14 protein-coding genes are annotated in these 13,216 nt (G+C 51.0%); 1 reads left to right on the top strand and 13 read right to left on the bottom strand.

Features of this window, described 5'->3' with window-relative positions; genetic code table 11:
* Positions 1–8: 8 nt before the first annotated feature.
* Positions 9–956: a response regulator gene (locus tag PPG34_RS13435; protein ID WP_313833923.1), complete on the bottom strand. Its 948-nt coding sequence runs from the start codon at positions 954–956 to the stop codon at positions 9–11.
* A gap of 292 nt (positions 957–1,248) precedes the next feature.
* Between PPG34_RS13435 and PPG34_RS13430 the strand changes: the two genes are divergently transcribed.
* Entirely contained in the window at positions 1,249–1,563 is a 315-nt protein-coding gene (locus PPG34_RS13430) for a hypothetical protein (RefSeq protein ID WP_313833922.1), read from the top strand.
* Between the two features lie 49 nt (positions 1,564–1,612).
* On the opposite strand, the gene PPG34_RS13425 is transcribed toward PPG34_RS13430, so the two are convergent.
* The 12 genes from PPG34_RS13425 to murG form a co-directional block, all read right to left on the bottom strand.
* Positions 1,613–2,740: a serine hydrolase domain-containing protein gene (locus PPG34_RS13425; protein ID WP_313833921.1), complete on the bottom strand. Its 1,128-nt coding sequence runs from the start codon at positions 2,738–2,740 to the stop codon at positions 1,613–1,615.
* 27 nt (positions 2,741–2,767) lie between these two features.
* Entirely contained in the window at positions 2,768–3,283 is a 516-nt protein-coding gene (locus tag PPG34_RS13420; RefSeq protein WP_313833920.1) for a DivIVA domain-containing protein, read from the bottom strand.
* A gap of 24 nt (positions 3,284–3,307) precedes the next feature.
* On the bottom strand, positions 3,308–3,604 hold the full coding sequence (locus PPG34_RS13415; RefSeq protein WP_313833919.1) for a YggT family protein: 297 nt from the start codon (positions 3,602–3,604) through the stop codon (positions 3,308–3,310).
* 124 nt (positions 3,605–3,728) lie between these two features.
* Positions 3,729–4,427 carry a YggS family pyridoxal phosphate-dependent enzyme gene (locus PPG34_RS13410; protein WP_313833918.1) on the bottom strand — a complete coding sequence of 233 codons (699 nt, stop codon included), beginning with the start codon at positions 4,425–4,427 and terminating at the stop codon, positions 3,729–3,731.
* An 83-nt stretch (positions 4,428–4,510) separates the two neighbouring features.
* On the bottom strand, positions 4,511–5,272 hold the full coding sequence (pgeF, locus tag PPG34_RS13405; protein ID WP_313833917.1) for a peptidoglycan editing factor PgeF: 762 nt from the start codon (positions 5,270–5,272) through the stop codon (positions 4,511–4,513).
* A gap of 50 nt (positions 5,273–5,322) precedes the next feature.
* The gene (gene ftsZ / locus PPG34_RS13400; protein ID WP_313833916.1) at positions 5,323–6,528 is read right to left on the bottom strand and encodes a cell division protein FtsZ; all 1,206 of its coding nucleotides are present in this window, start codon (positions 6,526–6,528) and stop codon (positions 5,323–5,325) included.
* A gap of 78 nt (positions 6,529–6,606) precedes the next feature.
* Entirely contained in the window at positions 6,607–7,854 is a 1,248-nt protein-coding gene (gene ftsA / locus PPG34_RS13395; RefSeq protein ID WP_313833915.1) for a cell division protein FtsA, read from the bottom strand.
* Positions 7,855–7,863: 9 nt separating this feature from the next.
* Entirely contained in the window at positions 7,864–8,646 is a 783-nt protein-coding gene (locus PPG34_RS13390) for a cell division protein FtsQ/DivIB (RefSeq protein WP_313833914.1), read from the bottom strand.
* Positions 8,643–9,602 carry a D-alanine--D-alanine ligase gene (locus PPG34_RS13385; protein WP_313833913.1) on the bottom strand — a complete coding sequence of 320 codons (960 nt, stop codon included), beginning with the start codon at positions 9,600–9,602 and terminating at the stop codon, positions 8,643–8,645. The genes PPG34_RS13390 and PPG34_RS13385 overlap by 4 nt, the downstream gene beginning before the upstream one ends.
* A gap of 118 nt (positions 9,603–9,720) precedes the next feature.
* On the bottom strand, positions 9,721–10,692 hold the full coding sequence (gene murB / locus PPG34_RS13380) for a UDP-N-acetylmuramate dehydrogenase (protein WP_313833912.1): 972 nt from the start codon (positions 10,690–10,692) through the stop codon (positions 9,721–9,723).
* Entirely contained in the window at positions 10,683–12,062 is a 1,380-nt protein-coding gene (gene murC, locus PPG34_RS13375) for a UDP-N-acetylmuramate--L-alanine ligase (RefSeq protein WP_313833911.1), read from the bottom strand. Before murC ends, murB begins: the two co-directional genes overlap by 10 nt.
* A 66-nt stretch (positions 12,063–12,128) precedes the next feature.
* A complete protein-coding gene (murG, locus tag PPG34_RS13370; RefSeq protein ID WP_313833910.1) occupies positions 12,129–13,208 on the bottom strand; it encodes an undecaprenyldiphospho-muramoylpentapeptide beta-N-acetylglucosaminyltransferase in 1,080 nt (359 codons plus the stop codon).
* Between the last annotated feature and the right edge of the window lie 8 nt (positions 13,209–13,216).

Here is a 13,216-nt window from a genome sequence, read left to right as displayed (position 1 = left end):
ACGAAAACTTATTTGTCACAGGGAGCGGTGACAAGTTCCTGAGAAGTGATCGGTTGTGGTGTATTAAGGATCGTACACACGACTTGATTGCCTGAACCTCGATACTCAAGCCGATCGAAGCTCATGATTTTCGCCATGGCGATCCCACGTCCATGACTATCGAATGCGCGGGTTTCATCCAACGTGAGATACGACTCCCAATCAAAGCCAGCGCCCTGATCCGTCACGATAATTTCTACAGAACCTTCACGGCGTGAAAAGGCGACTTCGACATATTTATTCGAATTTTCTGGCAAGGCTAATCGACGCTCGATTTCCGCATCAACCTGACCTTGCTCATCAAGCATGGATTTTTCTTCGTATGTAATCCCTAAATTTCCATGCTCAACGGCATTGGCCAGCAACTCTACCAATCCTAAGACGGCCCGACCGGGTTCGGGACAACCATTGGCCAACAGAGGCGCGAGTTCGCGTGCCTCAACCATGGTACGAAATCGAAAAATTCCCGACTGCAGAAAACCCCACGTCCGGGCATTTTCCTGCACTTCTTTTTGCAACGATTGGTAATTATTGTAGTCTCGAATCGCGGCATGAACGATCTCTAATAAAATTTTCTTCTCATAGGGCTTGGTTAGATAGTAATACGCCCCGGCCTGAATCCCTTCTAAAATTTCATGTGTCGCGTCTGCACTGGTTTGCATAATGACCGGAAGGGCCTTCAGACTTGGATCCCCTTTTATTTTTTCTAACACTTCCAGGCCACTCATATTGGGCATGATCCGATCCAGCAATACCACTTGAAAGCGATGCCCTTGGGTTTGAAGAATTTCCCAGGCCTCAGCACCCCCCGCGGCGGTCACCACCTGGTGGCCAGCCGACTGAAGAATCACCGATAAAATTTCCAGATTAGTTTGCTTGTCATCAACCGCCAGGACTGTGAATCCGGATGAACCCATTGCGCTTCCTTGTTTTTCTGGTGGACAATTAATCCGATGAAAATCCTCTGAATTTGTAACTATTCGGTATTTTCCGCTTCAGAATAAAGCCAGAAGAGGGATTAATTTTTGTTCTAGCCACCCCCAATATTGGAAGTATGGCTTAAAAATGACATTTTTTAACGGTAAAGCCACAAAGACTGGGAAAGAAGTAAAATACCCTTGGCACTTCATCTCCCAACCTGAGTTGCAGGGGCATGGAAGCTACCCTATAATTCCGTTTTCTAGGACCTTTGAGGAAGGATTGATTTTCATGAGCACATTACCCTTATCGTTTCGTCTAAGAAATGCCGTGGTTGAAAGACACCAAATGGAGGCCATGGACCCTAGCGATCGATATTTCAATCGGTCTATTTCTGTCAAACGAGTCGATCGAGGGTATACGGCCAAAGTCATGTATGAAGACCTAGAACGGGAGAGCGGAGTGCATCCCACAGTCTCTGGAGCTCTTAAGGAACTGGTCAAAATATTTCAAGATTTGGGATTCACCGAAATTCGAACTCGGTTAAATTTTAAAGGACAAAAATATCTGGCGGAAAAAGAAACCTGGGTAGAATACTCGAATTAACCTGCCTGCCGAATTCCCATACTCTCACCTCGCCCACTCTATTTAAATTTTAGTGGTCTCCAATACATTCCTTTATCACTAGGTCGTGCAACTCTGGGCGAAAAATTTTGATCTGTTTATTTTCGCGCGTAGGATGCACCCGGTTTGATAACAAAACCACCTCCAGTTCCCGGACAGGATCAATCCATAGAGATGTGCCGGCATACCCTAAGTGCCCAAACGATTCCGGAGAAAAATACCGACCGGATGAAGACGGAGGAGATGGAGTATCCCATCCCAACGCCCAACTCGATTTCCCTGACGAATCCTGGCGTCGCACAAATTGTCCGGCCAGATCCTGAGGAAACACCAAGGACCCTCCTAATACCGACTGCAGCCAGGCCTCCGACAAACAACTTACGCTCAACGCCGTGCCAAATAATCCCGCATGCCCCGCAATCCCACCCAAGGCATAGGCGTTTTCATCATGAACATCTGCCTGGATGAGCCGGCCCCGCCAAGGGTCTTGTTCCGTCGGAGCCACTTGCGTAAGGTCGCCATCCCCTCCAGTGGGATTTCCTTCCTCATCGATAAAAAACAATGGATTGACATTAAGGTCGCCATAGATTCGGTGTCGGCAATAGTGAGCCAAGGAGGAACCCACACATCGTTCGATCAATACTCCTAACGCCATAAATCCCAAATCACTGTACACACTTTGACTGCCGGGCTCATATTCCATGGGCTCCTGAGAGATGACGCGGACCAACCTCTCAATCCGTGCACGTCGCTCTTCTTCATCTTTGGGCGGCAAGCCCGTAGTCGATAGTTTTTCATAATACCGTCGCCATGCGGGAAGGCCTGAACTGTGATGAAGAAGATGGCGAACGGTAGTCGCGTGATAGGAGGTAGATTCCCATTCACTCAACCAGTCTTTGACTGGTTGATCCAGAGAAAGCGTCCCATCTTTCACAAGACATAAAATGGCCGTGGAGGTCGCCAGCGGTTTCGTCAGGGAAGCCAGATCATAGATAGTCTCGGTGTGGGCAGGACGGTTAAAAGGCGCTTGGCCCATTTGTCCGACGGCCTGATGATACACCACCTCCCCATGCACGCGGACAAACACAACGGCCCCGGGGAAGACCCCTTCACGGATAGCCTGGTGAAGTAATGTGGTAATGGGATTGACCCGTCCCATAGTCGCGCGGTTCAAACAATGGATGGATTAGTAAGAGCTGGGGGCAGTTTCTTCATGAGCCCTAGGGAGATTCATAGGTTCCAAGGGAGGACCAGCCTCATGAACCTCAACGTCGATCAATCGCTCAATGGTATGAATGGTGGACCGGATTTGCTCAACGGCCACGATGCGTTGTCGCCGCACATCGGCAATGGACCGATGGAGATCCGCTAACTCTTCCCGGGCTGCAGCCAACCGCTCTTCCGCTTGCAACTCGGCCTCCCTGATAATTCGATCGGCATCCTGTTGAGCATTGACTTTGAGTTGATCTGCAAAATTTTGAGTCGAGATCAGTGTGTTGGTCAGCGTAGACTCAGACTTTCGAAGTTCAGCAAGTTCATGTTCCCTAGTCACTATTTTTTCTCGGTAGGAGGCATTTTCCCGAACCAGACTTTCTACGGTCTGTGAAACAGTTTCGAGAAAGGCATTTACTTGTTCAGGATCGTACCCCCTAAATTTTTTAGGGAATTCTTTTTGCTGGATATCAAGTGGGGTAATGCGCATCACAACTCCATCACGTCAATGAGGCTAATTCAATCGTATTCCTATATCCCGTATCGTTTCCACCACGGCGTATTGCAAAAACATAATCAAAAGAATAGCCAAAATAGGCGATACATCAATCCCTCCCAATACGCCAACCCGACGTCGAATCGTATACAGCACCGGGTCTGTCGCACGCCCAAGAAATTGGACGATCGGATTGAATGGGTCAGGATTGACCCACGAAAGAAGGGCCCGAATGATGATGAGCCACATGTACAGAAACAGCACGGTGTCCAGTACATACGCAATACCCTGCAAAATATTTCCAATCGCAAACATACATTCCCCTAGGTAAATCTCAATCGATCTGCACTATCGATCGAGATAATTTGACAATGTCCTGTGCCGTTTCTGTTATTATCGGCAGGTTTCCATCCAATCTTTCGTCTTTTTTTGAACTCCCTCATTGGGGACGGGATCCAAATAGCGCCGTTCCCACCCTGACCATCGTCGCCCCTTCTTGGATCGCGATGGGATAATCATTCGACATCCCCATGGACAACTCCGTCATCTCAATTCCTGGAAGGCCAAGGGTCTTTACCTCTTGAGCGAGGGCATGGAGCTTACGGAAATGAGGACGCATCGCTTCTGGGTTTTCGGTCCAAGGAGGAATGGCCATCAAGCCGCAAACCTTGATATGCACGAACTTGGCAACCGCCGGCATGGCCTCCAGCAATTCAAGGGCAGAAAAACCACCTTTGGTGGATTCGTTCCCAACATTTACCTGCAATAAAATGGATTGTCGTAGGGATTGTTCTTGGGCCCGACGATCAAGTTCTTCAACTTGTTCAATCGACTCCATTGAATGAATTAAAGAAAACTGACCAACGACTGACTTGAGTTTTCTTCGCTGCAGACGCCCAATGAAATGCCACGTGACTCCAGGTCGCACGCCAATCGCCTCCATCTTGGCTTGAGCTTCTTGAAGACGATTTTCCCCGCAAATAGCTAGACCGGCATCCAGGGCTTGACGAACCCGCTCTGCCTCAACATATTTGGTTACCCCTATGAGCTGAACGGATTGGGGTTTGCGACCCACTTCCTCGGCTGCACGTCGGATGGTCTGCAACACCAATGGGAGGTTAGCGGCAATATCGGTCATGAACAAATCATGAAGCGTAAAACGAGAATCGGTTCTTTCCCCTTCACTCCTTATGGATCACACTTCACGACCTTGGCTCTCTGCTAACTCAACATGATCCCACTCACCATGGTCCCATGCACTGCGCCCTCCCTCCGATAGGAGAAAAACTGTTCAGAACGACAGATCGTACACATGTTGAGGGTATAAATCTGATCTTCGGGAATTCCTAGGGCCTGAGCCTGTCGGCGAACTAAGGCCTTAAGATCAATCTTTCCCAGACGCTCTTCATGTAAAGTCAGCACCGAAGCCCAATCTGCAAAATTTGATTGAAGCGGTTCAATGACCGGACCATCGACCTCATAACAACAAGGCCCAGCCGATGGACCAATCGCCATTTGAATCGATTCTATCTCACACCCAAAGTGCTCCACCATTCGCTGCACCGTCTTCGGTACAATCCCATGCACCGCGCCCCGCCATCCGGCATGTACCGCACCAACGATGCGCTGTTTGGGATCGGCCAACAACACCGGGACGCAATCCGCGGTTCTCACCGTTACGAGGGCCTTGGGTTGGTTGGTGAGAATGGCATCCCACCCGTCGGAAAACTTCTCTCCGACTCGTACCCGGCGATCCAAAATCAAAGTATCCGTGCCATGGACTTGTTGAACTGAAACTACCACAGGAAAATCCGGATCGGCGGCTTTGACCGTCCCAACATCTCCCTGATTTCCACCATAGTGAGGACCCCGGCGCGTCCCAAAAAAATGCGTAATCGATCGGGTTCCCTCTTGAAACCGCGATAAAGTTAACCGAGGTGCCATCTTTAACTCCGGGCCATACCGTTCCGCCAAGAGAACCATCCGTAGTTCCCTCCTTCCTTAATTTAACATGCACAGAATCACGATGAATACTAATTTCCTCGTCGTCGCAAGAAAGTCGGCACATCCCAATCTTCATCAACAAGAATGTTTCCTTGATTGGGACCACGACGCCCCGATTCCATTCGTCGCATAAACGTCGGACGATCCAGGTCTGAGTCTTCGGACTCCGGTGCCGAACGCACCGCCGCGAAGGCCGGTTGTGGAGCTGCCTGGACAAAAGGGTTTTCTCTCTCTTTGATGGCAGGACTAACGATCGGTTGGGGTTTGGCCTTCGGCTCTTGTTGCTCAAACCCGGTCGCGATGACTGTTACCACCACCTCATCCTCCAAATCTGGATCAATCACTTGGCCGACAATAATATTGGCTTGAGGATCGGCAGCCTCTTTGGCAACCTGAGAGGCCTCATCCACTTCATGTAAGGACAGATTCATTCCTCCCGTAATGTTCAACAGCAGGCCTTTGGCTCCTTCTACGCTCCCGTCTTCAAGGAGCGGACTGGAAATGGCCTGTTTCGCAGCTTCCAATGCTCGGTTCGTTCCCTTCGCAATCCCCATACCCATCACTGCTCTGCCTGAATAGCTCATAATGGTTTGGACGTCCGCAAAGTCGACATTGACGAGACCCGGCGTAGTAATCACATCAGTGATGCCTTTAATGGCTTGGCGTAACACATCATCGGCGACTTTAAATGCCTCAAGAAGCGGGGTATTTTTTTCCACCAAATTCAACAATTTTTGGTTGGGAATAACCAGCAGTGAGTCCACATGGCGTCGGAGTTCCCGAAGACCTTCTTCTGCATACCCCATTCGTCGATGCCCTTCATATTGAAAAGGTTTCGTGACCACGCCCACCGTTAAGATTCCTAGTTCCCGGGCAATACTCGCCGCAACCGGCGCACCTCCGGTCCCCGTGCCGCCCCCCATCCCGGCAGTGACAAACACCATATCTGCACCTTCAAGGGCTTCCCGAATTTGCTGCTCACTTTCGATAGCAGATTCCTTACCAATTTCTGGCTTGGCCCCAGCGCCCAGGCCTTTGGTTCGCTCCGGTCCTAATTGAATTTTGTACGAGGCCGGGGATTTACTTAATGACTGCATATCCGTGTTGGCAATGATGAACTCCACCTTGGATAGTCCAGCCGCCACCATGGTATTGACCGCATTACAACCAGCCCCCCCCACGCCAATGACTTTAATACGAATGGGAGAAAAATCTTGCTCCTGAAATGTAATCATCGAACCCCTCCTTCCCTAAACCCTTGAAATTATCCTGTGCCGTTGCAGAATCTTGTGCATGATTGGTTTTTCAATGCCTCAGAAAAAGTTTAAAACCCATCCCTTCATGCGATCCACCACACTACCCAAGCCAGTACCCCCTTTTCTGCCACCAAGTTTTCTGACCATTTCATAATCTTGATCCATTCGGTGGGCATGTAATATCAGCCCCACACCAGTGGAAAACATGGGATTGCCTACAATGTCTCGCAATCCGCCGACTCCTGAGGGAATCCCACGGCGTCCCGGGAGATCCAACACTCGTTCCGCAGCATCCGGCATGCCCTGCAATAAAGAAGTTCCACCCGTAATGACCACCCCTGCGGCAAGCTTGCCTTCATACCCGGAACGACGAATTTCTCGAAGCACCAGGTCGAAGATTTCCTCGACGCGCGGTTCAATAATTTCCGCAACCTCCCGTTTAGCTAAATTGCGCGAGGGGCGTCCCCCCACACTAGGCACTTCCACCATCTCCGTATCCTTGACCATGCTGGCCAAGGCGCAACCATGGCGAATTTTAATTTTTTCTGCATCCGCCAATGACGTTCGCAATCCGATTTGAAGATCCGTGGTTAGATGCTGTCCACCCACGGGGAGAACAGCGGAATGACTGATGGTGCCTTCTGAAAAGATGGCCAAGTCGGAGGTACCACCTCCTAAATCAACCATGGCAATGCCGAGTTCTTTTTCCTCTTCGCTCAACACGGCCTCACTCGACGCTAAAGGCTGCAACACAATATCGATCACATCTAATCCTGCTCGATTGACACATTTGACCAAATTCTGTGCGGAGGTTACCGCCCCGGTCACAATATGCACATCAACTTCCAAGCGTGACCCGGAAATTCCCACCGGTTCTCGAATACCCTCTTGATCATCCACGATAAACTCTCGTGGAAGGACGTGAAGAATACGTCGGTCCGACGAAACCACTGCCGCAGCCCGCGCCGTCTCGATAGCCCGCTGCACATCGGTTCGCATCACCTCATGCCGTTTCAGCGCAACCACACCATTGGCGGTCTCACTGGCGATATGCCCTCCGGCAATCCCGATGTACACCGAATTGATTTGCACCGCGGCCATCAATTCCGCCTCTTCCACTGCCTTCTTGATGGACTCCACTGTGCTCTCAATGTTGACCACTACCCCCTTACGCAATCCCCGGGATGGACTCGACCCAACTCCAATAATGTTGATGCCCTGATCGTGCGTCACTTCCGCGACGATGGCACAAATTTTGGTGGTGCCGATATCCAGTCCAACCACAATGTGTTCTTTTTTGGCCATAATGCTTGGTCACCCCCTCTGCCGAACAATCACTTTGTCTGAATACCGCAAATCAATTTCATACGGTGCGGTTGGATTCCCTGCCTGAATGGTAGGTTCCAACGCGAGATATTGCTGCCACGTTTGCTCAATATGTTGATTTACCAAAAACGTGACATCCTTGGTTTCTGCAATCACTTCGTTCGAGTTTTCTAAATCAATATGCAACAGCCCGTGGAATTTATCTCGGAGAACCCTCGCCACCGTTACTCCCAACCGGGCTCGATCCCGCGTAGAGGGATCACCTTGTAACAGGCTGATGGCCGAAAGTCCGGAAACAACTGGCAACCCTGCCGTCGCCTCTTCGGAGACAATCGACAACACCACCCCCTCCTGATCTAAAAATAGTTTTCCCCCGGCATGCTGAAAAGCTGCGACAGGCTCCCGCTCTGTAATCACTACCGCCAAGGTATTTGGGAATGCCCGACCCACCGAGACTGAAGCCACCCAGGGATGGCCTTGTAGCCGCTCTTCCAACTTGGACGCCTCTACCGTCCATAACGTCGCATCAGGGGGAAGATCCAAGAGCGAAAGAATTTCTCCGCGCTTCATAAACTTCGCCCCGGAAATAGACACATGTTGAATCGTGGTCCATCCAGCCGTCGCTTGGGGCAACAGGTAATACCCAACGACACAGGCCATTACGAACCCGCTAAGGATGAGAACGCGACGACCCCACGCCGCTTTAGCGGAGACCGCACGCAATGTGTGATTTTTCTTCCTTCGTGGGGTGAGGGATCGAAATCGACTCATCGAGGCTTTCCCTTTGGTTGGGAAGACTTTCCCTTCTTAGCGGTGTGGCCTTTTAGAGCTGATTCAAGAATTCGCTCAGCCAACGATTCATAACTCAATCCGGCTTTTGCGGCTGCCATAGGCAACAGGCTTCGTTCCGTCATACCGGGAATCGTATTGATCTCAAGGAAAAACGGTCGTCCCGCCGAATTAAGACGAAAATCTACGCGAGCCGCCCCCTGACACCCCAAGGCTTGATAAGATCGAACCGCAAACTCCTTCACCTGACGATCTTGGACCTTGGTGATCGGGGCAGGGCACAAATACCGGGTCTCGGATTTTTCATATTTGGCGGCATAGTCATAGAACCCGCCAGGCGCCACAATTTCTACAGTAGGAAGGGCCTTCCCATCCAACACCGAGACCGCCAGTTCTCGCCCTTTAATGAATGACTCCACTACAATAGTTGAACCTTGCCGACGAGCACGGCGAACCGCACTCGCCCACTGTTGGGGTGTATGCACAATGGACACTCCCACCGTTGACCCTTGATCGACCGGCTTCACCACCAGAGGCCATCGTAGATTTTTAGGAGCTACGGTCCCTTGGCCCTTTCGAATGGTGATTCCAGGAGCCACAGGAACACCTTCTCGCTCTACTACGACCTTGGTCATCGCCTTATCCATACCCACCGCACTTGCCCGAACCCCAGATCCGGTGTACGGAATACCCAGCACATCCAACAATCCCTGGACCGTTCCATCCTCGCCCCCGGGGCCATGCAGCGCGAGAAACGCCACCGCAATCTTTTTTTTCTTTAGCGCCCAAGGCAATGAGGGATCCACATCGATCATCGTCGCCCGATACCCGCGACGCGTCAGTGCGGCATGGATTGCCTTTCCCGTTTTGAGCGAAATCTCTCGTTCCGTGGAAGCGCCTCCCATGAGAACTCCGATGTGGGTTTTGGTTATTGGCATATGTATTTCCGTAAAGCGGAAAGGGTTGCTGGTTGCTCGTCGCTCCTCGCTCGTAAAAAACAAATCCCGAGAAACAAAGAACAAGATGTGAATTTTTCTCCACCAGCGATCGTTCCGTTCATCCTTCTCCCACGATCTTCCATTCCAATTCCAACATGATGCCGGTTCGATGAAACACATCCTGTTGAATTTTTTTGATCAGCAAGATGGCATCCATGGCCCTGGCATTCCCGAGATTGACGATGAAATTCCCGTGCTTGGAGGATATTTGTGCATCCCCGATCCTCAACCCTTTCAATCCCGCCTCTTCAATCAACTGACCCGCTGACATTTTTGGTGGATTCTTAAACACGGAACCCGCATTGGGTTGCGTCAACGGCTGCGTGTTCTTTCGATACTGCAAATAGGATTTGGTGGCCGACTCGACTTTCGCTTGGGCAGATCGAGTGAGTTGCAACCACGCGCCGACGACAATTCCCTCGGGAACATTCGCCTTCCGATACGAGAACGCTAATGTCGAAGCAGGATACACCACCATACGGCCTTCCGAATTCACGAGTTGAATGGCTTGCAAGCAATCTTTCATCTCACCAAGGTGGGTTCCGGCATTCATGACCACGGCCCCTCCGACGGTCCCAGGTATTCCAGCTGCCCATTCCAATCCAGATAACGATTGTCCTCCGGCAAATCCCAGCAACGTCGGCATACGCACGCCCGCTCCGGCATACACCACGGTGGATTCATCTCCTTCCACTTTTATAGTCGTCAACTTGGACAGACTCACGACAATGCCCCGAATGCCTCCATCTCGGATAAGCACATTCGTTCCGCCTAAGACGAAGAGCGGGACTTGCGCGGTATAGGCTTGCGCCACCAACCGCCTGACATCTTCTATATCCTCAGGCACAACGAGCGCATCGGCTTGCCCACCTATGCGAAGGGTCGTGAGTTCACGAAGTGAAGCATCAAACGTGACAGTCCCACGAATCTCTCGAACCGCCGTTATTAAATCATGGTGCTTGATCATACTCGGCTTCAGATGAGACCTCGCATTGTCTGGAAGACGCGTCATAAGTGTGTTCACAGGCACTCCATTATTTCCTTGCCCACTTTCCAAATATCTCCGGCTCCAAGGGTCAGCACGACATCTCCAGCACACAAAGTCGGCATAAGATGATGGACCAACTCCTCTTTCTTTTCGACCCAGGTTACGGAAGGATGTCCGGTCGATTGAATGCGCTGAACCAACCCTTCGCCTGTCACTCCGGGAATGGGAGTTTCTCCGGCAGAGTAAATGTCTGTGACATAGACGACATCGGCTTGTTCAAAAGCCTCGGCAAATTCCTGAGCCAGATCTTTGGTACGAGAATAGCGATGCGGCTGAAACAATACGATCACCCGACCTGGCCATGCAGTTTTTGCGGCAGCAATCGTACAGCGAATCTCTGTCGGGTGATGCCCATAATCATCGACCACCACAATGCCAGTCTTTTCTCCTCGAATATGGAACCTTCGCTCCACGCCAGCAAAAGAAGCCAAGCCCTTACGGATCAAATCCACAGGCACATCCAATTCCAATCCCACGGCGATAGCCGCCAACGCATTGGACACATTATGCCGACCAGGAATGTTCAGCCGAAATGGGCCCAACTTTTTCCCACGGAAATAGGCTCGAAAATTACTGATTCGCCCAGTAATATCCACATCCGTGGCAAACACATCAGGTTGAATCTGATCAGCCATTTCATTCAGCCCATATGTCAGGTACCGTTTCACCATCTTGGGGAAAAACGTACGCAAGCACGGATCATCGCTGCATAAAATGGCTACCCCATAAAACGGCACTTTGTTCGCAAACTCTAAAAAGGCCGTTTCTAAGTTCTCCATCGTCCCATAGTGATTCAGATGCTCTCGATCAATATTTGTCACGACCGCAATCGAGGGTGATAATCTGAGAAACGATCCATCGCTCTCGTCGGCTTCGGCAATGAGCAAATCGCTTCGCCCCAACCGCGCATGGGTCCCCATCGCATTCACTTTCCCCCCCACCACAAACGTGGGGTCCAGCCCCGCATGAGCTAAGACGGAGGCCACTAATGAGGTCGTAGTGGTCTTGCCATGCGCCCCAGCAATGGCTACCCCAAACTTTAACCTCATGAGCTCAGCCAGCATTTCCGCACGCGGGATGACCGGTACGACATTGGCTCGCGCAGCCAAGACTTCTGGATTCGTGAGTTCAACCGCGGAAGAAATGACCACGACCTGTGCTCCCTCCACATGAGAGGCCTCATGACCAATAAAGATTTTTCCGCCCAAACTTTCTAGCCTGCGCGTGGTATCGGACTGCGCCAGATCAGAGCCAGTAACCTTATACCCCAAGGTCAACAGCACCTCGGCTATGCCGCTCATGCCACTGCCACCAATTCCGACAAGGTGAATATGCTGAGTCTTTCTAAACATGTTTTTTCGTTGTTCGTATCTAGGATTTCGTATCTGGTAATTTGTCGATCATGCACTGTTAGTTTTTTAGGGACTCGCGACCAATTCCGCACATTCCCGAACCGTGGCTTCCGCCGAATCGATCTTCCGTAAGGCCAAACTTTCCTGGGCCATCGAACGAACTTTTTCTTGATTGTCGATCAATGATTCTATGACTTCAGCTAATCGTGAGCCTGTTAATTCTGACTGGAGCAACATCACTCCAGCCCCCGCTTGCTCAACAACCCGCGCATTGTGTTCTTGATGCCCATGGGTTGCAGCTGGATATGGAATCAACACGGCCGGCTTTCCACAAGCAGAAATTTCAGCCAAGGTGAGTGCACCGCATCGGGAAATCACCAAATCGGCATCGCGTAATGTTTTGGGCATATCCTTGATAAAGGGAACAACTTCCGCTCGAGCATCAACGTGCTCATAAGCTTTTTGTACACGGCCTAAATCCGCCATGCCGGTTTGATGAATGATTTGCAATTCCGTGCGAAGACGATCTGATTGCTTCACCGCCTCGATCGTGGCTGTATTGATGGCTGTGGCGCCCTGACTGCCCCCACACACCAACAACGTCTTAATTTCACCTGAATGAGCCACCGGTGGTGGATCTACAAAGGCCTTTCGAATCGGAGCCCCTACCAGCTTGACCTTTTCAGGATTAAAATAGGATCGCGCATGCTCAAAGGAGACAAACACGCGATGAGCCAACGGTCCTAATACACGATTGGCCAACCCGGGAATGGCATTCGGCTCCAACAGAACGCGCTTAATTCCTAACAACCATGCGGCTATCACCACCGGGGGGCTCGTATACCCACCAGTGCCAATAACCAGATCAGCGCGCTGCACCCGCAAGAACTGCATGGCTTTCCAAATCGCACTCGGAACCAGCAGCAACCCTCGCAAGGAAGCCACGAGTCCTTTCCCGACTATCCCCTGTACCTGAAGTGGCTCAATGTTGATATTGGTTTCCCCCATCATCATTTGCTCCAACGCGCGTCCGGTGCCAATGAGTGTGACTGAGGTACGAGGGTTCTGTCGCCGAAACTCTTCAGCCAACGCAATCGCTGGATAAAAATGTCCGCCCGTTCCCCCTGCTGCAATGACCACGTTCATTCCACCTG

The sequence above is a fragment of the Candidatus Nitronereus thalassa genome, assembly GCF_032191465.1.
GTDB classification, from domain to species: Bacteria; Nitrospirota; Nitrospiria; order Nitrospirales; family UBA8639; genus Nitronereus; species Nitronereus thalassa.
Note: the sequence above shows the minus strand (reverse complement) of the source record. Positions and strands in the feature narration are given on the sequence as shown.